The sequence below is a fragment of the Streptomyces sp. Y20 genome (genome assembly GCF_043195475.1).
Classification (GTDB): Bacteria; Actinomycetota; Actinomycetes; order Streptomycetales; family Streptomycetaceae; genus Streptomyces.
The window spans coordinates 1-21,766 of the sequence record NZ_JBIDDP010000019.1; the positions used below are offsets into that span (position 1 = coordinate 1).

Annotated in this window: 19 protein-coding genes and 1 riboswitch; of the genes, 10 read left to right on the forward strand and 9 right to left on the reverse strand. The window is 70.8% G+C overall.

Features of this window, described 5'->3' with window-relative positions; genetic code table 11:
• Positions 1-30: 30 nt before the first annotated feature.
• Complete coding sequence (locus tag ACGFT1_RS32955; protein WP_373912654.1) at positions 31-618, reverse strand: peptidoglycan DD-metalloendopeptidase family protein; 588 nt, start codon at positions 616-618, stop codon at positions 31-33.
• Between the two features lie 273 nt (positions 619-891).
• Between ACGFT1_RS32955 and rpsB the strand changes: the two genes are divergently transcribed.
• The 6 genes from rpsB to ACGFT1_RS32985 all read left to right on the forward strand — a co-directional run bounded on the left by rpsB (position 892) and on the right by ACGFT1_RS32985 (position 7,351).
• Positions 892-1,815 (forward strand): 30S ribosomal protein S2, encoded by a 924-nt coding sequence (gene rpsB, locus ACGFT1_RS32960; RefSeq protein WP_373912655.1) that lies wholly within the window; start codon positions 892-894, stop codon positions 1,813-1,815.
• 204 nt (positions 1,816-2,019) lie between these two features.
• Positions 2,020-2,856, forward strand: coding sequence for a translation elongation factor Ts (tsf, locus tag ACGFT1_RS32965; protein WP_361993975.1), 837 nt, complete (start codon positions 2,020-2,022; stop codon positions 2,854-2,856).
• A 229-nt stretch (positions 2,857-3,085) separates the two neighbouring features.
• Positions 3,086-3,844: a UMP kinase gene (gene pyrH / locus ACGFT1_RS32970; protein WP_373912656.1), complete on the forward strand. Its 759-nt coding sequence runs from the start codon at positions 3,086-3,088 to the stop codon at positions 3,842-3,844.
• Positions 3,845-4,028: 184 nt separating this feature from the next.
• Positions 4,029-4,586: a ribosome recycling factor gene (gene frr, locus ACGFT1_RS32975; protein ID WP_361993979.1), complete on the forward strand. Its 558-nt coding sequence runs from the start codon at positions 4,029-4,031 to the stop codon at positions 4,584-4,586.
• On the forward strand, positions 4,586-5,836 hold the full coding sequence (locus ACGFT1_RS32980) for a phosphatidate cytidylyltransferase (protein ID WP_373912658.1): 1,251 nt from the start codon (positions 4,586-4,588) through the stop codon (positions 5,834-5,836). The genes frr and ACGFT1_RS32980 overlap by 1 nt, the downstream gene beginning before the upstream one ends.
• Positions 5,837-6,112: 276 nt before the next feature.
• On the forward strand, positions 6,113-7,351 hold the full coding sequence (locus tag ACGFT1_RS32985) for a cytochrome P450 (RefSeq protein WP_373912659.1): 1,239 nt from the start codon (positions 6,113-6,115) through the stop codon (positions 7,349-7,351).
• Between the two features lie 456 nt (positions 7,352-7,807).
• Here ACGFT1_RS32985 and ACGFT1_RS32990 read toward each other — a convergent pair whose 3' ends face one another.
• Together ACGFT1_RS32990 and ACGFT1_RS32995 are read right to left on the reverse strand one after the other, a co-directional pair.
• Positions 7,808-8,128, reverse strand: coding sequence for a hypothetical protein (locus ACGFT1_RS32990; protein WP_373912660.1), 321 nt, complete (start codon positions 8,126-8,128; stop codon positions 7,808-7,810).
• Between the two features lie 3 nt (positions 8,129-8,131).
• Positions 8,132-8,434, reverse strand: a complete 303-nt coding sequence (locus tag ACGFT1_RS32995) for a hypothetical protein (RefSeq protein ID WP_373912661.1) — start codon at positions 8,432-8,434, stop codon at positions 8,132-8,134.
• Positions 8,435-10,222: 1,788 nt separating this feature from the next.
• Between ACGFT1_RS32995 and rlmN the strand changes: the two genes are divergently transcribed.
• The 4 genes from rlmN (at position 10,223) to ACGFT1_RS33015 (ending at position 15,282) form a co-directional block, all read left to right on the forward strand.
• Entirely contained in the window at positions 10,223-11,329 is a 1,107-nt protein-coding gene (gene rlmN / locus ACGFT1_RS33000) for a 23S rRNA (adenine(2503)-C(2))-methyltransferase RlmN (protein WP_373912662.1), read from the forward strand.
• Positions 11,330-11,352: 23 nt separating this feature from the next.
• Positions 11,353-11,460, forward strand: a riboswitch (TPP riboswitch).
• Between the two features lie 80 nt (positions 11,461-11,540).
• Entirely contained in the window at positions 11,541-12,623 is a 1,083-nt protein-coding gene (locus tag ACGFT1_RS33005) for a thiamine ABC transporter substrate binding subunit (protein ID WP_373912663.1), read from the forward strand.
• Positions 12,624-12,661: 38 nt separating this feature from the next.
• Entirely contained in the window at positions 12,662-14,263 is a 1,602-nt protein-coding gene (locus ACGFT1_RS33010; RefSeq protein ID WP_373912664.1) for an ABC transporter permease, read from the forward strand.
• Positions 14,263-15,282 carry an ABC transporter ATP-binding protein gene (locus ACGFT1_RS33015; protein WP_373912665.1) on the forward strand — a complete coding sequence of 340 codons (1,020 nt, stop codon included), beginning with the start codon at positions 14,263-14,265 and terminating at the stop codon, positions 15,280-15,282. Before ACGFT1_RS33010 ends, ACGFT1_RS33015 begins: the two co-directional genes overlap by 1 nt.
• 243 nt (positions 15,283-15,525) lie before the next feature.
• On the opposite strand, the gene ACGFT1_RS33020 is transcribed toward ACGFT1_RS33015, so the two are convergent.
• The 6 genes from ACGFT1_RS33020 to ACGFT1_RS33045 form a co-directional block, all read right to left on the reverse strand.
• On the reverse strand, positions 15,526-16,251 hold the full coding sequence (locus ACGFT1_RS33020) for an LAETG motif-containing sortase-dependent surface protein (protein ID WP_373912666.1): 726 nt from the start codon (positions 16,249-16,251) through the stop codon (positions 15,526-15,528).
• A gap of 165 nt (positions 16,252-16,416) precedes the next feature.
• Positions 16,417-17,541 (reverse strand): LOG family protein, encoded by a 1,125-nt coding sequence (locus ACGFT1_RS33025; protein ID WP_373912667.1) that lies wholly within the window; start codon positions 17,539-17,541, stop codon positions 16,417-16,419.
• Positions 17,542-17,578: 37 nt separating this feature from the next.
• A complete protein-coding gene (locus tag ACGFT1_RS33030; RefSeq protein WP_373912668.1) occupies positions 17,579-17,986 on the reverse strand; it encodes a VOC family protein in 408 nt (135 codons plus the stop codon).
• Between the two features lie 107 nt (positions 17,987-18,093).
• Positions 18,094-19,482, reverse strand: a complete 1,389-nt coding sequence (locus ACGFT1_RS33035) for a hypothetical protein (RefSeq protein WP_373912669.1) — start codon at positions 19,480-19,482, stop codon at positions 18,094-18,096.
• Positions 19,464-20,204 carry an ABC transporter ATP-binding protein gene (locus tag ACGFT1_RS33040; protein ID WP_373912670.1) on the reverse strand — a complete coding sequence of 247 codons (741 nt, stop codon included), beginning with the start codon at positions 20,202-20,204 and terminating at the stop codon, positions 19,464-19,466. Before ACGFT1_RS33040 ends, ACGFT1_RS33035 begins: the two co-directional genes overlap by 19 nt.
• A 195-nt stretch (positions 20,205-20,399) precedes the next feature.
• Entirely contained in the window at positions 20,400-21,764 is a 1,365-nt protein-coding gene (locus tag ACGFT1_RS33045; RefSeq protein WP_373912671.1) for an aspartate aminotransferase family protein, read from the reverse strand.
• Between the last annotated feature and the right edge of the window lie 2 nt (positions 21,765-21,766).

A 21,766-nucleotide genomic window follows, 5' to 3' on the forward strand; every position in this document is an offset into this window, starting at 1 on the left:
CCCCGCCCCTGGACGATGACCTGTCACCGGTCACGGCATGGGCACGCCCAGTACCGGCAGGAGCCTCGACGGGCCTCCGCGCAGCAGCCACGGGGGCAGCAGGGCCAGGGGGTCCACGTAGGTCCCGCCTCGCAGCGCGCCCCAGTGCACGCACGTCGTCCTGGCGCAGTGCGAGCCCGTCGGCTCCACCCCCCCCACCACCCCGCCCGCCTCCACCTCGTCCCCCTTCCTCACCGAAGGGCTCACCGGCTCGTACGTGGTCCGCAGATCCGTTCCCGTCAGCTCCACCGACACCACCCCCCGCCCGGCCACCCTGCCCGCGAAGGACACCCGCCCCGGGGCCACCGCGCGTACCGGGGTGCCGGCCGCCGCGGCGAGGTCCACTCCCCGGTGCCCGGGGCCGTACACCGTGGCCGGCGGTTTCCAGCCGCGTACCACCGTCGGCCGGACACCCACCGGCCAGGCGCGGCCCACGGCCGGGACCGGAGACCCGGGCGGCAAAGGCGCGGGCGGTGGCCCCGGGGGGTCGTCCGCCCAGGCCGGCGCGGACAGTGCGGCCGTCACCGATCCGCACAGCAGAACCACCCACAACGCCACGTACCGCATCACTCGTCGCATGCGAGAACCGTCCCGCATCCGCCGCGGTCCCCGCCGGACCCTGTGGACCACTCCCCGGTTGTGGACAGCGGCGTCACCCGGTACCCCGCCGGTCCCGTACACTTCTCATGGCGATCCGGGTCACCGGGTCGACTTCGCACGCCCCGGTACGGCACCCGTCAAGGGTTCGTACCAAGCGCCCCTCGGTCCTTCGCGGCACGGCGCATCGCGGGCGTCAGGCGCGACCGCCATCCGGCGGACGCGGCACAACCGAGAAAACCAAGGAGAACGGCCATGGCCGTCGTCACGATGCGGGAGCTGCTGGAAAGCGGCGTCCACTTCGGTCACCAGACCCGTCGCTGGAACCCGAAGATGAAGCGCTTCATCTTCACCGAGCGCAACGGCATCTACATCATCGACCTGCTCCAGTCGCTGTCGTACATCGACCGCGCCTACGAGTTCGTCAAGGAGACCGTCGCCCACGGCGGCACGGTCATGTTCGTCGGCACGAAGAAGCAGGCGCAGGAGGCCATCGCCGAGCAGGCGACCCGCGTCGGCATGCCCTACGTGAACCAGCGCTGGCTGGGCGGCATGCTCACCAACTTCTCGACCGTCTACAAGCGTCTTCAGCGCCTGAAGGAACTCGAGCAGATCGACTTCGAGGACGTCGCGGCCTCCGGTCTGACCAAGAAGGAACTGCTGGTCCTCTCGCGCGAGAAGGCCAAGCTGGAGAAGACCCTCGGCGGTATCCGCGAGATGTCCAAGGTGCCCAGCGCCGTCTGGATCGTGGACACCAAGAAGGAGCACATCGCCGTCGGTGAGGCCCGGAAGCTGAACATTCCGGTCGTCGCGATCCTCGACACCAACTGCGACCCCGACGAGGTCGACTACAAGATCCCGGGCAACGACGACGCGATCCGCTCCGTCACCCTGCTCACCCGCGTGATCGCCGACGCCGTCGCCGAGGGCCTCATCTCCCGTTCCGGCGTCGCCACCGGTGACAAGGGCGAGAAGGCCGCGGGCGAGCCGCTCGCCGAGTGGGAGCGCGACCTGCTCGAGGGTGAGAAGAAGGACGAGGCTCCGGCCGCGGAGGCCGCCCCGGCCGCCGAGGACGAGGCTCCGGCCGCCGAGGCCGCCGAGTCCGCCGAAGCGGCTCCGGCCGCCGAGGTCGAGGCTCCGGCCGAGGCCGCCCCGGCCGCCGAGGGCGAGCAGGCCTGACGCCGGTCCGTCAGTGTTCGACAGCGGGGCGGTACCGCATCCCATGCGCCCCAGGCGCGATGAAGTCCGCCCCCGCTGTTCACCCGTAGGTCGGCAGGCACGACGTACGCGGTCCGCGTCCACCTGTGGACGCGGACCACGGACCGGACCGCGGACCGTGCGGATCTGAAGATCTTCCAGACTTCGAGAAAGACTCACAGACTCATGGCGAACTACACCGCCGCCGACGTCAAGAAGCTCCGTGAGCTCACCGGCGCCGGCATGATGGACTGCAAGAAGGCGCTGGACGAGGCCGAGGGCAGTGTCGACAAGGCCGTCGAGGCGCTGCGCATCAAGGGCCAGAAGGGCGTCGCCAAGCGCGAGGGCCGCTCCGCCGAGAACGGCGCCGTGGTCTCCATCATCGCCGGCGACAACTCCTCCGGCGTCCTGGTCGAGCTGAAGTGCGAGACGGACTTCGTCGCCAAGAGCGAGAAGTTCCAGGCCGTGGCCAACACCATCGCCGAGCACGTCGTCAAGACGAACCCGGCCGACCTCGAGGCCCTGCTCGCCTCCGAGATCGAGGCCGGCAAGACCGTACAGGCGTACGTCGACGAGGCCAACGCCAACCTCGGCGAGAAGATCGTCCTGGACCGCTTCGCGCAGTTCACCGACGGCTACGTCAGCGCCTACATGCACCGCACCATGCCCGACCTGCCCCCGCAGATCGGTGTCCTGGTCGAGTTCGACAAGCCGAACGCCGAGGTCGCCAAGGGCGTCGCCCAGCACATCGCCGCGTTCGCGCCGAAGTACCTCTCCAAGGACGAGATCCCGGCCGAGGTCGTCGAGTCCGAGCGCCGCATCGCCGAGGAGACCACCCGCGCCGAGGGCAAGCCCGAGGCCGCGATCGCGAAGATCGTCGAGGGTCGTCTGAACGGCTTCTTCAAGGACGCGACGCTGCTCGGTCAGCCGTACGCGCTCGACAACAAGAAGTCGGTCCAGAAGGTGCTGGACGAGGCCGGTGTCACCCTGAAGCGCTTCTCGCGCATCAAGGTCGGCATCTGAGTCCGGACCGCGATCGACACCCGGCCCGCGGGGTGAACCCCGGGGAGATTCCCGGAGAAATCCCGATAGGGTCGACCGCAGCCGTCCGCGCACACCGCCACACCCCGGCGTGAGGGCGGACGGCAGCAGATCTGACGAGGAGGCCATTGCCGCGCATGGGAGCGAAAAGCACCCCCATCGGCAATGGCCTTCTTCGTATGTGCACCACGTGAAAGAGGCGGGATCCCCCATGACCACCAAGGCCCAGAAGAGCGACGACGGCAAAGTACACGGCCGGTTTCTGCTGAAGCTGTCCGGAGAGGCCTTCTCCGGTGGCGGGGGCCTGGGCGTCGACCCCGACGTGGTGCACAAGATCGCCCGCGAGATCGCCGCCGTCGTACGCGACGGCGCGCAGGTCGCGGTCGTCATCGGTGGCGGCAACTTCTTCCGCGGCGCCGAACTCCAGCAGCGCGGCATGGACCGTGCCCGCTCCGACTACATGGGCATGCTCGGCACCGTGATGAACTGCCTCGCCCTCCAGGACTTCCTGGAGAAGGAGGGGATCCAGTCCCGCGTGCAGACCGCCATCACCATGGGCCAGGTCGCCGAGCCGTACATCCCGCTGCGCGCCGTGCGCCACCTGGAGAAGGGCCGCGTGGTCATCTTCGGGGCCGGCATGGGGATGCCGTACTTCTCCACCGACACCACCGCCGCCCAGCGCGCCCTGGAGATCGACGCCGAGGCGCTGCTCATGGGCAAGAACGGCGTGGACGGGGTCTACGACTCCGACCCCAAGACCAACCCCGACGCCGTCAAGTTCGACGCGCTCGGCTACGGCGAGGTCATCACCCGGGACCTCAAGGTCGCCGACGCCACCGCCATCACCCTGTGCCGCGACAACAAGCTGCCGATCCTCGTCTTCGAGCTTCTCGCCGAGGGCAATATCGCCCGCGCCGTCAAGGGTGAGAAGATCGGCACGCTGGTGGGCGAGCAGGGCAACCGGGGCTGACCGGCACACCCCCGCCGCCCGGGGCGTGCCACCTGTCCGGGGGACGGACGGGACGCACCCCGGCCGGGGGATGGACAATGTCCTGACGGTCGGGAACCGTGCAGGAAGAAGACGCGACGCAGCCGGCCGCCGCCTCGACGAGGAACCGCAGCCGGGCCTTACTCAAGACACGCAGGAGCAAGTGGTGATCGAAGAGACCCTCCTCGAGGCCGAGGAGAAGATGGAGAAGGCCGTCGTGGTCGCCAAGGAGGACTTCGCCGCGATCCGTACCGGCCGAGCGCACCCGGCGATGTTCAACAAGATCGTGGCCGACTACTACGGGGCCCCGACGCCGATCAACCAGCTGGCCTCGTTCTCCGTGCCGGAGCCGCGCATGGCGGTCGTGACGCCGTTCGACAAGACCGCGCTGCGCAACATCGAGCAGGCCATCCGCGACTCGGACCTGGGCGTCAACCCCAGCAACGACGGCAACATCATCCGGGTGGTGTTCCCCGAGCTGACCGAGGAACGGCGCCGCGAGTACATCAAGGTCGCCAAGAGCAAGGGCGAGGACGCGAAGGTGTCCATCCGCTCCGTGCGCCGCAAGTCCAAGGACGCCATCGACAAGTTCGTCAAGGACGGCGAGATCGGTGAGGACGAGGGCCGCCGTGCGGAGAAGGAACTCGACGACCTGACGGCCAAGTACGTCGCCCAGGTGGACGAGCTCCTCAAGCACAAGGAAGCGGAGCTGCTCGAAGTCTGATGAACGACTCTTCCTGGGGGGCGCCGCCGTCGGCGGGGCAGGCCGGGTACTGGGGGCCCGTCGAGTGCGGACCCGTCCAGCCTGCCCCGGGGGCCGTCCCGGCGGGTCCCGCGTACGATGCGCCTGAGGCGCAGCAGACCCGCCCCATGCCCATCGTGCCCGACGTGCCCGCGTACGGCGGGGACCAGGACGACGACCGGGGGGCCGCTCGGCTGAGCGGCCCCTTGTTCCCGAGTGAGTCGTTCCCGAACGAGGCCCTCCAGAGCGGCACGTTCCGGAATGACACCTTCCGGAACGAGTCGTTCCCGAACGAGCCTTCCCAGAACGAGCCGTATCCGAACAAGGCGTTCCAGACCGGGGGACTCCCGGCCGAGACCCAGAACCCGGAGCCCATGCCCGACGCCCCGCAGCCCCCGCCGCCGGCGCCGCAGAAGAAGAACGCGGGCCGTGACCTGAGCGCGGCCATAGGGGTCGGTGTCGGGCTCGGTGTGGTGATCATTGCCTCGCTGTTCATCGTCAAGGCCGTCTTCATCGGCGTCATAGCGGTCGCCGTCGTCGTCGGTCTGTGGGAACTGACGAGCAGGCTCCAGGAACGCAAGAGCATCAAGGCGCCGCTCGTGCCGCTGGCGGTCGGCGGCGCGGCGATGGTCGTCGCGGGGTATGTGCGCGGCGCCGAGGGCGCTTGGGTCGCCATGGCCCTGACCGCCCTGGCCGTGCTGGTCTGGCGCATGACGGAACCACCGGAGGGCTATCTGAAGGACGTCACGGCCGGCGTCTTCGCGGCGTTCTACGTGCCCTTCCTGGCCACCTTCGTCGCGATGATGCTCACCGCCGACGACGGGCCCTGGCGTGTCCTGACCTTCCTGCTGCTGACGGTCGTCAGCGACACCGGCGCGTACGCGGTCGGCTGGCGCTTCGGCAAGAACCGGCTCGCCCCGCGCATCAGCCCCGGCAAGACCCGCGAGGGCCTGCTGGGCGCGGTGCTGTTCGCGATGGTCGCGGGCGCGCTGTGCATGCATTTCCTGATCGACGACGGCGCCTGGTGGCAGGGCCTGCTGCTGGGCCTCGCGGTCGCGGCCAGCGCCACGCTGGGCGACCTGGGCGAGTCGATGATCAAGCGCGACCTGGGCATCAAGGACATGGGCACCCTGCTCCCCGGTCACGGCGGCATCATGGACCGGCTGGACTCCCTGCTGCCCACGGCTCCGGTGGTGTGGCTGCTGATGGTCGTCTTCGTCGGCGGCGGCTGAGACCGCCCAGCCGGGCACCGTACGACTTCCGGGCCCCCGTCCGCACACAGGACGGGGGCCCGTCGTCATGTCCAGGACGTGACCGTGTCCCGGCATCAGCCCCGCTGGACAGCCGTCGTGCGTCCCGAAGCCCCTCTGCTCCGCAGGTGGCCGGTCCGGGGGAAGGCGGCACCCGGATGCCGCAGCACGAGTCGGCGGGTCAGCTCCGCGCGCGGCAGACTCCTTCGCAGGGCGGCGTTCCCCCGCCGCCCGGCCACGCAGCAGGGAGTGTGTCCGATGCCCCTCGACCCAGCCCCCGTACCGCCCTCCGCCCCGTCTCCGCCGCACGTGAGGTTCTGGCCCGTCGACGACCTGCCCGCACTCGACCCCGACCCGTTCCTGGACGAGGTGCTGCGCGAGGAGCCGGTCACCCGGATCAGGCTGCCGTACGGGGAGGGCCACGCCTGGCTGGTCACCCGGTACGAGGACATCCGCTTCGTCACCTCCGACCCGCGCTTCTCCCGGGAACAGGTCGTCGGCCGCGACGTCACCAGCATGCGCCCGGCGCCGGTGGCCTCGCAGACGGCGGGCCTGCAGTACATCGACCCGCCCCGGCACACCCGGCTGCGCCGGGTCGTCGCCCGCGCGTTCACCGGCCGGAGCATGCAGCGGCTGCGCCCGCTGGCCGAGCGCCGCGCCGCCGAGCTGCTCGACGGGATGGAACGTGCCGGCGCGCCGGCCGACCTCATGGAACACCTGCACGGCCCCTTCCCGATCGCCGTGATCCGCGACTTCCTCGGCGTGGAGGAGAAGGACTGGCACCGCTGGGCGGAGACGGGCGAGGCCCTGCTGTCCGCGGGCGCCGAGTCCAAGGAACGCGCGGCACAGGTGGCCCGCGCCAACCGCGCCCGCATCGCCGAACTGCTCCGGCACCGCCGTGCGGAACCCCGCGAGGACCTGGCCGGGGTGCTGGCCCAGGCCGTCACCGCGGGCGAGATCACCGACGACGAGGCGATCTCCCTGGCCACCGCCGTCCAGGTCAGCGGCGGCCACGCCGTCCGCAACAACACCGGCTCGATGATGTACGCGCTGCTCACCCACCCCGGGCACCTGGACCGGCTGCGCCGCGAGCCCGAACTGCTGGCCCGGGCCGTGGACGAGCTGTTCCGCTACGTCCCGCACCGCAACGGCGTCGGCATCCCCCGGGTCGCCGTCGAGGACGTCACCGTAGGCGGCCAGCTGATCCGTGCCGGTGACGTCGTCTACAACGCGTACGTCGCCGCCAACCGCGACCCCGAGGTGTTTCCCGACCCGGACGCTTTGGACTTCGACCGCGAAAACCGGGCCCACCTGGCGTTCGGGCACGGTCCGCACCACTGCCTGGCCGCCGTCATGGCCCGTATGGAGGCCGAGGTGGTGATCGGCGCGGTCCTCACCCGCTTCCCCGGCATTCGGCTGGCGGTGCCCCCGCAGGAGGTCGAATTCCAGCGCCAGGGCCTGATCCGCGGCCCGAGGACCCTGCCCGTGACCTGGTAGATCCGCGAGATCCGCGAGATCCGCGAGATCTCGGTCTTTCCCGGGCATGTCCGTGAGGCGACCACGAACACGCCCCGCCCCGTTCTCGGCCGGCTCGCCACCGGGTGTCGACGGAGCAGTCGGGCCCGGGGGACACCAGGATGTCGTGACCGTCGTCGAGCCGCACCAGCACCGGCAGGGCGGCCCACCGTCCGCCCCCACCGGCATGCCGACCCGCCCGCCGGCGCCCCCGGGACACGGCCGGCACTCACCCGGGCGGGCGGCGGCGCCCGCCCGCCCGCCGTTGACGTTGCCCCCGCCGCACGGACGGGAACACTTGGCCGGCATCCGCGAGCGACGGCCCCGGGCCACCCGGTGGGATCAGCGGCACGGGGCCGGAAGGGCTCGTACACCGGACGGCACGGCTGGGGTCTTTCGTTCGGAACATGCCGGCTCGCCTGATCCGAACGAAAGACCCTAGAGGTGCGGACCGATCAGCAGCACGGTGATGACGGACATCTCGTTGCCCTGCTCGTCCTTCTCGTTCGGGCCGTACATCCAGTAGACGCGCCAGGCTGACGCCGTCTGGTTCTCCACATAGGAGTCCCAGACCTTCTCGCTCGGCAGGTTCGGGAAGTGCTCGTACTGATGGGAACGCAAGCCCGGATATCGCGGGTCGATCTGGAGGCGTCCGAGGGTGCGGTGAACCTTCTTCAGCTTCGAGGCAGTGGCGTTGCCGCCCGCCGCCAACCGGTCGAGCGTGGCTTCAGCGTCGTCGGAAAAGCGAAGGGTGAACAAAGGTCAGTCCTCGGTTTCGTCCTCCGCGAGGTACTGGCTGAAGTCGCCGAGGTCCTTGGTCTTCCCTTCCCTCGCCTGCTGCACTCCGCGCCGAACGCGATCGGCCACCTCGTGGTCTGTCCAGACCAGTAGTTCGCGCTCGGGGATGGAGACGACAGGGGTCAGCAAGAGCACACCGTCGGGGTCGGCCTCCACCCGGTAGCGCCGGCCAGGCTTGGCTCCGGCGCGTCCGAGCGAGACGCGTCCTCGGGCGTCGACTTCGGTCTCTGCTATGGCTTCGAACTCCTCGCGCGCATTGGTCCTCATGGCTGCACTCCTCGGTGGTCCGACGTCTCGGCGTTGGTCGGTCAACACCGCGGGAGGACGCCGAGTCCAGGCGGGATCGCGGTACCTCCAGCCTAGCCGAGGCGGGGCAAGTGGGCAATGCCCACTTGCCCCACCGACAGGCACTCCGACCGCTGACCACCGCCCGCGCTGTCCGTGCCGCCCGCGGGCCGTCCGGCCGCTGAGTGACGACCGGCGACCGGTACGAAGGGCAGTCGTGGCGAGCGACGGCCCCTGGGCCACCCGATTGGACCTGCGACATTGGTGGAGCCATGCCTAGGCCGGAGCACTGGCAGCAGTTGGGCAGCAACAAGCCCCCTACCGGCGCTTTCGACGTGGATAGGGGGCCGGTGTGGGTCACTGGGCCGTCTCTGGGTCGTCAGACTCCCACAGCAGTAGTGAGAGGTCATTCCTCGCGCGTGCCCGGCTGTACGGGCAAGAACACGCGGTCGACAGCCTTCCGCGTACGCTCCTGACTCGACGGCATCAGGTGCGCGTACACCCGCAGGGTCAGCCCAGGGTCTGAGTGGCTCATAAGCTCTCTTCGCTAGTTATCTTCAAGCTTTGAGTTTGACTCGATTTCAGGCGTCGATTTAGATTGGATTTTCACCCTATTCTCCAGAATCCACTCGAATTGCCCTGGTCGACCCGCTGCGGACCAACCTGATCGACCGTGAAACTGGATGACAAGTAGGGCTGAAGGCACTTCTGGTACGAACGGACTTAGACGGTCGATCCAGTCTCCCGAACTCTGTGTCGAATTGACGATCCAAGTATCTTTGAATTCATGCCACCAACCGGCAGAGTGCTTTTTAATTGCCGCATGGATTAGTTTCCGTTGCGTGTCATCAATGTTCTCACAAATGACGATGTGGGTACGCAGCTGATCTCCAGTCATAGAGCGTCCCCTTCTTGGGGCGTTGCCTGAGTGGGCGTCGCGGCTATAGCTCGGGCGCCTACCTGTTCGGTACCGCCCTCGACAACGATAACTGACCTCTCGCCGCTGGAACTGTCGCCCAGTGTGACCCTGTGGATCTCTGCATATTCAGACCCAGTGACCTGGCCGAGCATGAGTCTTGAGGGATCCTTCAATGTAATAAAAAAAACGGCCGCCAAGAGGGAAATGAAAACCAAACCGCAAAACCCGAGAATCCAAGGGACGTATTGCAGGCCGCGACCCTGCGCGACAATGAAAGCAACTACGGCTACGGCGCTGGTTAGGAGAATGCCAAGCATGGTTGCGTAGAATCCCAGAACCGTTTTTGGGTTATGTGTCTTTTGGCTCTTTACCGCACGTGTCACTTGCTCGATCAACCTGCCCCCACCCCGGCGAGTGACCCACACCACCCGAGGGTGGCGACTCTGCGCCAGATGGTACTGGTTGCGGCACAGGCTGTGTTGTGAATGCATGAGTGATTGCTCTTGCGGCATGCGGCAGGCGTGCCTCGGCCTCTGCTGAAGGATGCGCTGGTCGACAAGCGGGAGAGCGTGCTTCGTGTCACTGAGGATGTGCTTACAGGGCGTTGCCGCGGGAGGCAGTGACGGCAACGCTTTCGGAAACGACGGCGGACGGCAGCAGCGCTCGGTGTCCCGGCACGGGGCGACCGGACCGTCCCACCATGGCCTGCCCGCATCATCCAAGCGCCGGGTGTGGGCCGCCCCTGGGCCGTCCGAGGTCGACCCAACGCTGACAGCCGACGCCCACGGGTGACCACCCCCACCCCGCTCTGGCCTGGGCTACCCGAGTCGATCTGCGACACTGGATGTGTTATGCCTGCACCCGGAGAACTCACCTTTGTCGCGCCGCGCGGAGCCAAGAAGCCGCCGCGGCATCTCGCCGACCTCACGCCCGCCGAGCGCAAGGACGCGGTGGCCGAGATCGGTGAGAAGCCGTTCCGTGCCAAGCAGCTCGCGCAGCACTACTTCGCGCGGTACGCGCACGACCCCGAGCAGTGGACCGACATCCCCGCCGGGTCGCGCGGCAAGCTGCAGGAAGCGCTGCTGCCGGAGCTGATGACGGTCGTCCGGCATCTGTCGACCGACCAGGGGACCACGCGCAAGACGCTGTGGCGGCTGTTCGACGGCACGCTGGTCGAGTCCGTGCTGATGCGGTACCCGGACCGGGTCACCATGTGCATCAGCTCGCAGGCCGGATGCGGGATGAACTGCCCGTTCTGCGCCACCGGGCAGGCCGGCCTGGACCGGAACCTGTCCACCGCCGAGATCGTGCACCAGATCGTGGACGGGATGCGGGCGCTGCGGGACGGGGAGGTGCCGGGCGGGCCGGCGCGGTTGTCCAACATCGTCTTCATGGGCATGGGCGAGCCCCTCGCCAATTACAAGCGCGTCGTCGGCGCCATCCGGGCGCTCACCGACCCGGCCCCGGACGGGCTGGGCCTGTCCCAGCGCGGGATCACCGTCTCGACCGTCGGGCTGGTGCCGGCCATCCACCGGTTCTCCGACGAGGGCTTCAAATGCCGGCTCGCGATCTCGCTGCACGCCCCCGACGACGAGCTGCGCGACACCCTCGTCCCCGTGAACACGCGGTGGAAGGTACGCGAGGTGCTGGACGCGGGTTTCGAGTACACCGAGAGGTCGGGGCGCCGGCTGTCGATCGAGTACGCGCTGATCCGGGACATCAACGACCAGGCCTGGCGCGGTGACCGGCTCGGCCGGCTGCTCAGGGGCAAGCCCGTCCACGTCAACCTCATCCCGCTCAACCCGACCCCGGGCTCGAAGTGGACGGCCTCCCGGCCGGAGGACGAGAAGGCGTTCGTGGAGGCCATCGCCGCGCACGGCGTGCCGGTGACCGTCCGGGACACCCGTGGACAGGAGATCGACGGGGCCTGCGGTCAGCTCGCGGCCACCGAGCGGTAATCTGACCACGTCCACATATCTTCATATTCCGACAGGGGAGCGCCACAGCGCTGAGAGTGCGGCAACCGGGCCGCAGACCCTCTGAACCTCGCCCAGGTCATTCTGGGTAGGAAGTTCGGTCACCACTCAAGCTGTTGCGCCCTGCCCGGCCTCCTCGCGGAAGCCCGGGCAGGGCCGCGTCTCTTCCTGGCCCACCCCAGGAGGACATCCAGTGCACAACAAGACCCTCGTGGCCGTGGCGGCGGGGCTAGGCCTCCTCGCCCTGCCCGCCCTGACCGGGTGCGGGTCGTCGGACACCGGGAAGTCCACGGACCCCAGGACCGTCACCCTTGTCAGCCACGACTCGTGGAGCGTCTCGAAGAACGTCCTGAAGGACTTCGAGAAGCGGTCCGGGTACCAGGTCAAGGTCCTCGAGGACGGCGACGCCGGCCAGGCCGTCAACAAGGCGATCCTCACCAAGGACAACCCACAGGGCGACGTCCTCTTCGGCGCCGACAACACCCTGCTGTCCCGCGCCCTGGACAACGGGCTGTTCCAGCCGTACCAGGCCAAGGGATCCGACACGGTCGCGCCGCAGTACCGGGTCGACCGGACGAGGCACCGCGTCACGCCCGTCGACACCGGCGACATCTGCGTCAACTACGACAAGGCCTACTTCAGCGCGCACCGGCTGACCCCGCCGCGGTCCTTCGCCGATCTCGCCGAACCCCGGTACAAGAACCTGCTCGTCACCGAGAACGCGGCCACCTCCTCACCGGGCCTCGGCTTCCTCCTCGGCAGCGCCGCACAGTTCGGTGACGCGGGCTGGCAGGACTACTGGAAGAAGCTCAAGGCCAACGGCGTCAAGGTCGTCGACGGCTGGGAGCAGGCCTACGACCAGGAGTTCTCCGGCTCCACCCGGGGCCGCAAGGCCGGCGGCGACCGCCCGCTCGTGGTGTCGTACGCCTCCTCCCCGCCCGCCGAGGTGATCTACGCCAAGAAGCGGCCCGCCACCGCCCCGACCGGGGTGGCGAGCGGCACCTGCTTCCGGCAGACCGAGTACGCGGGGCTCCTGAGCAACGCCCGCAACCCCAAGGGCGGCAAGGCGTTCCTCGACTTCCTGCTCAGCAAGCAGTTCCAGGAGGACATGCCGCTGAACATGTTCGTCTACCCGGTGCGCGAAGGTGCCCAGGTGCCGCCGGACTTCCTGAAGTACGGCCCCCAGGCCAAGGACCCGCAGACCATGGCCCCGGACCGGATCGCCGCCAACCGCGACCAGTGGGTCAAGACGTGGACGTCACTCGTACTGAGGTAGCCCGGACCCGGCGGGGGAACGCGGCGCGGTTCGGGCTGATGGCCCTGCCCGTCGCGTTCTTCGCGCTGTTCTTCGCCTGGCCCGTGGCCGCGATCGTCGCGCGCGGCCTGAAGGCGGACGGCGGCTGGCGCCTCGGACGGATCGCGGACGTCGTCACGCAGCCCGACATCCGGCACGTACTGTGGTTCACCACCTGGCAGGCGCTGGCCTCCACCGTGCTCACCCTGCTGTTCGCGCTGCCCGCCGCCTACGTCTTCGCCCGCCTGCGCTTCCCGGGCAAGCAGCTGCTGCGGGCCGTGGTCACCGTCCCGTTCGTGCTCCCGACCGTCGTCGCCGGCAGCGCCTTCCTGGCCCTGCTCGGGCACAACGGGCTGCTCGACCAGGTGTGGGGAGTACGGCTGGACACCACCGTGTGGGCGATCCTGCTGGCCCACGTCTTCTTCAACTACGCGGTCGTCGTCCGCACCGTCGGCGGCCTGTGGGCCCAGCTCGACCCACGCCAGGAAGAGGCCGCCCGGATGCTGGGCGCCTCCCCGGGGAAGGCCTGGCGGCAGGTCACCCTGCCCGCGCTCGCGCCCGCCGTGGCCGCCGCCGCGCTGATGGTGTTCCTGTTCACCTTCACCTCCTTCGGCGTGGTGCAGATCCTCGGCGGCCCCACCTTCTCCACCCTGGAGGTGGAGATCTACCGGCAGACCTCCGAGGTCTTCGACCTTTCCACGGCCGCTGTCCTCACCCTCGTGCAGTTCGTCGCCGTCGGCGCGATCCTCGCCGTGCACGCCCGGACCGTACGGCGGCGGGAGACCGCCCTGCGCCTGGTCGACCCGAAGGTGACCGCCCGCCGGCCGCGCGGCGGCGGCCAGTGGGCGCTGCTCACCGGGGTCCTCCTGACGATCGCCCTGCTCCTGGTGCTGCCGCTCGCCGTCCTCGTCCGGCGCTCCCTCGACGCCCCCGGTCTCGGCTACTACCGGGCCCTGACCGACTCCGACGGCGGCACGTTCCTGGTGGCGCCCGTGCACGCCGTGTGGACCTCGCTGGAGTACGCCGCCACCGCCACCGCCATCGCCATCCTGGTCGGCGGCCTCGCCGCCGCCGCGCTGGCCAGGCGGGACGCGGGACGGCTGGTGCGGGGCTTCGACGCGCTGCTGATGCTGCCGCTCGGCGTCTCCGCCGTGACCGTCGGCTTCGGTTTCCTGATCGCGCTGGACAGGCCGCCGCTGGATCTGCGCCAGTCGTGGATCCTGGTGCCGCTCGCCCAGGCCCTGGTGGGCGCCCCCTTCGTCGTACGGACCATGCTGCCCGTGCTGCGCGCGGTGGACGGACGACTGCGGGAGGCGGCGGCCGTGCTCGGGGCCTCGCCGTGGCGGGTGTGGCGGGAGGTGGACCTGCCGTTGGTGCGGCGGGCGCTGCTGGTCTCGGCCGGGTTCGCGTTCGCCGTGTCGCTCGGGGAGTTCGGGGCGACCGTGTTCATCGCCCGCCCCGACAACCCCACGCTCCCGGTCGCCGTGGCCCGCCTGCTGAGCCGCCCCGGAGACCTCAACTACGGTCAGGCGATGGCCCTTTCGACCATTCTCATGGTGGTGTGCGCCGCCGCGCTGCTGATTTTGGAGCGGCTGCGCACCGACCGGACGGGGGAGTTCTGATGCTGCTGAGCCTCGACGCCGCGACCGTGCGCCTCGGCGGGCGGCCCGTGCTCGACGCCGTCGGCCTCGACGTCGCCGAGCACGAGGTGGTGTGCGTGCTCGGGCCCAGCGGCAGCGGCAAGTCGACCCTGCTCAGGGCGGTGGCGGGACTGCAACCCCTGGACTCGGGCCGGGTGCTGCTGGACGGCCGCGAGCAGACCCATGTCCCCGCGCACAAGCGGGGGATGGGGCTCATGTTCCAGGACCACCAGCTCTTCCCCCAGCGGGACGTCGGCGCGAACGTGGCGTTCGGGCTGCGTATGCACGGCATCGGCAAGGAGGAACGGGACGCTCGGGTCGGACAGTTGCTGGAGCTGGTCGGGCTGCCCGGTGCCGCCCGGCGGGCCGTGGCCTCCCTGTCCGGCGGCGAGCAGCAGCGCGTCGCGCTGGCCCGCGCCCTCGCGCCCCGGCCCCGGCTGCTGATGCTGGACGAGCCGCTCGGTCAGCTCGACCGCTCGCTGCGGGAGCGGCTGGTGGTGGAACTGCGGGAGCTGTTCGGGCGGTTGGGCACCACCGTGCTCGCGGTGACCCACGACCAGGGGGAGGCCTTCGTGCTGGCCGACCGGGTGGTGGTGATGCGCGACGGGCGGATCGCGCAATCGGGCACGCCGCTGGAGGTGTGGCAGCGGCCCGCCGACGCGTTCGTGGCCCGGTTCCTCGGTTTCGACAACGTGGTGGGGGCGACCGTCGCCGGAGCGGTCGCCGACAGCCCGTGGGGCAAGGTGCCGGTGCCCGACGGCTCGGCGCAGGGCGCCCGCACGATTCTCGTCCGGCCCGCCGGGATCCGGCTGGTGCCCGTCGACCAGGGCCTGCCCTGCACGGTGACCGCCCGCACGTTCCGGGGCACTCATGTGGCCGTGCGCCTCCAGCCGGCGGGGGCCCCGTGGCTGGAGGCGGCCTGCGCGCTGCGGGACGCGCCGGAGCCGGGTGACGTGGTCGGGGTGGAGTTCGACGTGTCCGAGACCGTCGTGCTGGACTGAGCGTCTCGCGCTTGGCCACCACCGCGAGGCGACCGTCGGCCGGATGGACCCTCGGCAGGTGAGCGGGCCGGGTCCGCCGGCCGGGGGAGTCGACCAGGTGAGCCGGCCGGGTGAGTCGGCCGAGGCCGGTGGCGACCCGTCGTCCGGCCCGTGCTCACCGGTCCCCGTCGGTCCGGCCCGTGCTCACCGGCCCGCTCTCCCCTGGACGGGGAGGACGGGCCGGATGGGCTGTGGCGGGGCGGGTCAGCCGTTGTGCTTCGCCCCGCGCCGGCGCGCGCCGGCGTAGACCGCACCGCCGCCGACGACGACCAGGGCCGCCGCGAGGCCGGCGATGAGGCCGGTGTGGGAGTCGGCGCCGGTCTCGGCGAGGTTGGAGTCACCGACCGCCGGGGACGGCGCGTTGCCCGGCGCGCCCGCCGGGGCGGAGCTGGATGCGGAGGCCGCCGGCGACGGGGTCGCCGAGCTCGCCGGGACCGACGCGGACGCGGAGGCCGGCACGGACGCGGATGCCGATGCCGACGCGGAGGGGGACGGCGGCGGTGTGGTGGAGGCCGTCGGCTTCGGGTGCTCGCTCTCGGTCTTGCAGGCGGTGGACGGGGTCACCAGGTCGGGCTTGATGTCCAGGTCGACGTTGGGGGCCTTGACGTGGACCCGGTAGGTGGCGCTCGGCTTCCACTGTTCGGGGAACGTGATCCGGGCGCCCCCCTTCGAACCCTTGACCGGCTGCTCGCCGACCTTCGTCTCGACGCCGCCGTCGCCCTCGAGGAAGACACTGACGGTGGCGTCGGCGGCGGAGGCGTCCGTGTCGGTGACGACTATGACGCCCTTGGCGCCGTCGCACCTGGCTTCGGCGGAGAAGTCTTTGATGTCGCAGGCGAGCGCGGAGCCGGCCAGGCCCAGCACCAGCGCCGCCGACCCGGAGGCGACACCCAGAACGTGCACGGAACGGCGTACGCTACGGCGAGTCATGGACAACGTTTGTCCTTTACAGAGTGCAATCGCGGGGGGTAGCGGGGGAGTTGGGGCGGAAGACGAGGTGAGGCCCCAGCACCCCCGGGAGCTCACAGGTTTATAAGCGCTTCGTAAGCAGTGTCAACGTCGTGGCCGTCAACAGCCGTTGACTTTGCCCGCTTATTAACCATCCAGACGTTTGATGGCCTCCGGCGCCTGCTCGATACGGTCAACGAGGGTGATACGGGACTCCATCGCCCGCCCCCGCGCCAGCGACTCCAGCAACGGCCAGGCCGGCAGGTCCCGCGTCCAGTGCGCGCGGTCCACGAGCACCATCGGGGCCGGCTCCCCGCGAGACTCGTAGTAGTTGGGCGTCGCGTTGTCGAAGATCTCCTGTACGGTCCCGGCCGCGCCCGGCAGGAACACCACCCCGGCGGTGGAGCGGGCCAGCAGGCCGTCCTCGCGGGTGGCGTTCGCGAAGTACTTGGCGAGGTGCGCGGCGAAGGCGTTCGGCGGTTCGTGACCGTAGAACCAGGTGGGGATGCCCACCGACGTCCCGCCCCCCGGCCAGCGGTCGCGCACCTCGAAGGCGGCCCGCGCCCAGTCCGTGACCGAAGGCCGGAACGAGGGCGCCTTGGCCAGCAGCCGGAGCGCGTCGTCCAGCATGCCGTCGTCGAAGGGCGCGGCGTAGGCGCCGAGGTTGGCGGCCTCCATCGCGCCCGGCCCGCCGCCGGTGGCGACCGTGTACCCGGCGCGGGTCAGCGCCCGGCCCAGCCGGGCGGCACCCGCGTACTCGGCCGTGCCGCGGGCCATCGCGTGGCCGCCCATGACCCCCACCACCCGGGCGCCCACGAGGAGTTCGTCCAGGGCGTCGGAGACGGCGTCGTCGTGGATCGCCCGCAGCATCGAGGAGTAGATGTCACCGTCGGCCTTGGTCCGCTGGAACCAGGCGTACGCGCGCGCGTCCGGTGTCGCCTCGTACCCTGCCGCCAGTGAGTCGAACAGTTCGTCCGGGGTGTAGACGAAGCCCCGGTACGGGTCGAAGGGCAGCCCCGGGACCGGTGGGAACACCAGGGCGCCGGCCGACCGGACCCGGGCGGTGGCCTCGGGCTCCATCGGGCAGCCGAGGAAGACGGCGCCGGTGCTGTCGAGACGGAGCAGGACGTCCGTACGGCCGGTCAGGTCCACGGCCTGGACGCGGAACCGGGCGAGTGTGCCGTGCTCGGCGACCACCTCGTCGAACTCGGCGAGGGACTCGATCTCGTGGTCGTGGGCGGCACGGTGCGGCTGGGCGGGTATCGGATGCACCCGCCCATGCTGGCACGGTCGTTCGGCCGCGAGGCGGTCAGCCCTGGATCGCGGCCGGATCCATCCACATCACTTCCCAGATGTGGCCGTCGAGGTCCTCGAAGGCGCGGCCGTACATGAAACCGTGGTCCTGGTTCTCGCCGGTCGCCGCGCCGCCGGCCGCGATCGCCCGGTCGACCAGCTCGTCGACCTGCTCACGGCTCTCGGCACTCAGGCAGAGCATCACCTCGTTGGTGGTCGTCGCGTCGGCGATCTCCTTCTTGGTGAAGGTCGCGTAGAACGGCCGCGTCAGCAGCATCGCCACGATCGTGTCGCTGATCACCACGGAGGCTGCCTTCTCGTCGGTGAACTGCGGGTTGATCGTGTAGCCGAGCTCTGTGAAGAACCTCTTCGAGGCGTCGAGGTCGCTCACGGGCAGGTTCACGAAGATCATCTGCTGGTACATGGGGCTCTCCAGTCGGTGCTGCGCGGTGTGTCGCGGTTCGGTGGGGTAGACCGGCGGCCGGGGCCGGACTCATCGCCGGCCGAGGACCTTTTTTCCTGCCGGAGCGCTCAGCGGGGCGCCGGCAGCGACGACAGCGTGGCGACGGCCAGGGTGAGCGGGCCGAACAGCGCCAGCAGGGCGGCGGTCCGCAGGGCGGCGGCACCGCGCAGCAGCAGGGCGGGCGCGCCGAGCCGCAGCAGCGCGGCGACGGTGTCGGCGCGGCACTGGCGGGCCTCCACGGCCGCGGTGAGCAGCGTGGCGACCGTGCAGCCGGCGACGACCAGCGCGCCGAGCTTGGTCAGCGGGCCGGAGAAGGGGACCGCGCCGCCGCCGTACAGGGCGGTCAGGGCGTAGCCGGCGGATCCCACCGCGCAGACCACGCCCAGCGGACGGCCGATCCGGGCGGCCTCCGCCATGAGGACCCGGCCGGCGAGCAGCCGGAGCGCCCCCGGATGTACGGACTGCAGGAGCCGGCCGCACAGGTGGGTGAGGCCGGGGGAGGCCAGGACGAGGCCGGTCGCGGTGAGCACCCAGCCGGGGAGCGCCGAGGGGGAGAGGCCGGGCGTGACGCGGCCGGCGTAGGCGTGGACGGCGAGACCGGCGGCGAGGAGGGCCACGCCCCAGGGGAGGCCGGCGGGGGTGGCGGGTGCGCCGCCGAGGGACGCGGGCTCCGCGTCGACGCGGCCGGCGTCCGGCGCGGGCGGTGCGGGACGGGCCGCCGTGTCCGGTGCCGCCTGGCCACGGCCCTCGCCCGCGGGTGCCCTCCCGGCGGTGCGGCCGGCCGCGGCCTCGCCGCCGGGGTGCCCGCCGTCCCCGGTGCCGCCCGCGGGCCGCCGGCCGAACCGTGCACCGAACCTGCCGTACGCCCCGAAGGTCTCCCGTGCCGCCGCGTCGCCGTACGCGCCGAAACGGCCGTACCTGCGGGCGGCCGGTGCCACCGGGCGGGGATCCCGCGGGCGGAGGGCAAGGGCCACCGTGGCGCTGGTGGCGGCGGGGACCAGGGCGAGCAGGGTCAGGGCCGCCGGCACCGGGAGGGGCTGGTCGGCGGCCAGGAAGTCGGCCGTCGCGCCGCGGAACGGCACGCCCGTCAGGTCGCCCCGCAGATGGAGGAAGGACAGCATGGCGAGCACGGAGCCCAGGGCACAGGCCAGGGCCGTCGACAGGGCGGAGACGGCCATGAGGCGGGCCGGACCGAGACCCACGGCGGACAGGCCGGGGCGCGGCCGGGTCGCCGGGTCGGTGCGGGCGACGGCGACCGCGAAGTACACCGTGGCGGCGAGTGGCGCCGCGCACCAGGCGAGGCGCAGTGCGGCGGGGCCCGCGGCCTCGGGGTGTCCGAGGGCGTAACCGAGGCAGGCGAGGAGCAGGAACGCGGTGCCCGCCGCGGCCGCGGCCACGAGCAGGCGGCGCAGCTGGACGGCGGGCCGGGCGGCGCGGGTCAGACGGAGAGCGAGCACGCGGCCCGGCCTTCCGCGTCGGGGGTGTCCGGCAGGTGCACGGTGTGCACGCGCCGCCCGTCCAGCAGGGTCACCGTGCTGTCGGCGAGGGCGGCGGTGTCCGCGTCGTGCGTGGCGAGGACGACCGTGATGCCGTGCGAGCGGGCGGCCGTGGTCAGGGTGCGCAGGACGTGGGTGCGGTCGGCGCGGTGCAGGGGGGCCGTGGGCTCGTCGGCGAAGAGGATCGTCGGGGCGGGGGCGAGCGCGCGGGCGACGGCGACGCGCTGGCGTTCGGCCTGTCGCAGCTCCCGCGGGCGGCAGCGGGCCCGGTCGCCGACGTCCAGCCGTTCCAGCCACTCCAGCGCGGCGGCCTTGGCGCGGCGGCGGCCGGTGCCGCGCAGCATCAGCGGGAGGGCCGCGTTCTCCCAGACGTTCAGCTCGGGGATCAGGACCGGCTCGGGGTCGATCCAGCCGAAGCGGCTCCGGCGCAGCCGCTCGCGGGCCGCCGGGCCGAGGGTGTGTACGGGGGCGCTGTTGAACCAGACCTCGCCGGTGTCCACCGGTACCTGGCCGGACAGACAGCGCAGCAGGGTCGTCTTGCCGCTGCCGCGCGGGCCGCTGACGGCGAGGATCTCGCCTTCCCGCACGCCGAGCGACACCCCGGCGAGGCCGGGGGAGCCGTCACGGTGCGTGAAGTGCAGGGAGCGTGCCCAGAGCACGTCGTTGTCCGGCGGGGACTCCATGGGCGTCACCTCGGTTCTGATCCGTATTCCCGTGCCTGATCCCCCATGTGGGCGAACGAAGCCTGGGCCGATCGGTCACTGCACGCTAGGCAGCTCACCGGGGCGGGGACGGACGGCACACGGCCCCGGGCCGCCGTTCTCACTCGAACGGGCGGCACCGGGGCCGGTGTGATCAGCTGATCGGACGCGTGGGGCTCAGAGCTTGGTCCACGCCTCGGTCAGCGTCGCGCGCAGGATCTGCTCGATCTCGTCGAAGGTCCCCTGGTCGGAGATCAGCGGCGGGGCGAGCTGGACGACCGGGTCGCCGCGGTCGTCGGCACGGCAGTACAGGCCGTTGTCGAACAGCGCCTTGGAGAGGAAGCCGTACAGGACGCGCTCGGTCTCCTCGTCGTTGAAGGACTCCTTGGTGTTCTTGTCCTTCACCAGCTCGATGCCGTAGAAGAAGCCGTTGCCGCGGACGTCGCCGACGATCGGCAGGTCGTGCAGCTTCTGGAGGGTCGACAGGAACGCGCCCTCGTTGTCGAGCACGTGCTGGTTGAGGCCCTCGCGCTCGAACAGGTCGAGGTTGGCGCAGCCGACCGCGGCCGACACCGGGTGGCCGCCGAAGGTGTAGCCGTGCAGGAAGGTGTTGTCGCCCTTGTAGAACGGCTCGGCGATCCGGTCGGAGACGACGCAGGCACCGATCGGGGAGTAGCCCGAGGTCATGCCCTTGGCGCAGGTGATCATGTCCGGGACGTAGCCGAACTTGTCGCAGGCGAACATCGTGCCCAGGCGGCCGAAGGCGCAGATGACCTCGTCGGAGACGAGCAGCACGTCGTACTGGTCGCAGATCTCGCGGACCCGCTGGAAGTACCCGGGCGGCGGCGGGAAGCAGCCGCCGGCGTTCTGCACCGGCTCCAGGAACACCGCGGCGACGGTCTCCGGGCCCTCGAAGAGGATCTCCTGCTCGATCTGGTCGGCGGCCCAGCGGCCGAAGGCCTCGGGGTCGTCACCGTGGATCGGGGCGCGGTAGATGTTGGTGTTCGGCACCTTGTGGGCGCCCGGGACCAGCGGCTCGAAGGGGGCCTTCAGGGCCGGCAGGCCGGTGATGGACAGGGCGCCCTGCGGGGTGCCGTGGTAGGCGACCGCGCGCGAGATGACCTTGTACTTGGTCGGCTTGCCCTGGAGCTTGAAGTACTGCTTGGCCAGCTTCCAGGCGGTCTCCACGGCCTCGCCGCCACCGGTGGTGAAGAACACCTTGTTCAGGTCGCCCGGGGCGTAGTCGGCCAGCCGCTCGGCCAGCTCGACGGCCTTCGGGTGGGCGTAGGACCACACCGGGAAGAAGGCCAGCTCCTGGGCCTGCTTGAACGCGGTCTCGGCGAGTTCCGTACGGCCGTGACCGGCCTGGACCACGAACAGACCCGCGAGACCGTCGAGGTAGCGCTTGCCCTTGTCGTCGTAGATGTAGGTGCCCTCGCCCCGGACGATGGTCGGGACGGGGGAGTTCTCGTACGAGGACATGCGGGTGAAGTGCATCCACAGGTGGTCGTACGCGGTGCGGCTGAGGTCCTTGGTGCTCACGG

Coding starts and splice junctions, on each gene's coding strand:
- ACGFT1_RS32955 (WP_373912654.1), bottom strand. CDS start 618: ATGCGACGAGTGATGCGGTACGTGGCGTTGTGGGTGGTTCTGCTGTGC.
- rpsB (WP_373912655.1), top strand. CDS start 892: ATGGCCGTCGTCACGATGCGGGAGCTGCTGGAAAGCGGCGTCCACTTC.
- tsf (WP_361993975.1), top strand. CDS start 2,020: ATGGCGAACTACACCGCCGCCGACGTCAAGAAGCTCCGTGAGCTCACC.
- pyrH (WP_373912656.1), top strand. CDS start 3,086: ATGACCACCAAGGCCCAGAAGAGCGACGACGGCAAAGTACACGGCCGG.
- ACGFT1_RS32980 (WP_373912658.1), top strand. CDS start 4,586: ATGAACGACTCTTCCTGGGGGGCGCCGCCGTCGGCGGGGCAGGCCGGG.
- ACGFT1_RS32985 (WP_373912659.1), top strand. CDS start 6,113: ATGCCCCTCGACCCAGCCCCCGTACCGCCCTCCGCCCCGTCTCCGCCG.
- ACGFT1_RS32995 (WP_373912661.1), bottom strand. CDS start 8,434: ATGAGGACCAATGCGCGCGAGGAGTTCGAAGCCATAGCAGAGACCGAA.
- rlmN (WP_373912662.1), top strand. CDS start 10,223: ATGCCTGCACCCGGAGAACTCACCTTTGTCGCGCCGCGCGGAGCCAAG.
- ACGFT1_RS33010 (WP_373912664.1), top strand. CDS start 12,662: ATGGCCCTGCCCGTCGCGTTCTTCGCGCTGTTCTTCGCCTGGCCCGTG.
- ACGFT1_RS33015 (WP_373912665.1), top strand. CDS start 14,263: ATGCTGCTGAGCCTCGACGCCGCGACCGTGCGCCTCGGCGGGCGGCCC.
- ACGFT1_RS33020 (WP_373912666.1), bottom strand. CDS start 16,251: ATGACTCGCCGTAGCGTACGCCGTTCCGTGCACGTTCTGGGTGTCGCC.
- ACGFT1_RS33030 (WP_373912668.1), bottom strand. CDS start 17,986: ATGTACCAGCAGATGATCTTCGTGAACCTGCCCGTGAGCGACCTCGAC.
- ACGFT1_RS33040 (WP_373912670.1), bottom strand. CDS start 20,204: ATGGAGTCCCCGCCGGACAACGACGTGCTCTGGGCACGCTCCCTGCAC.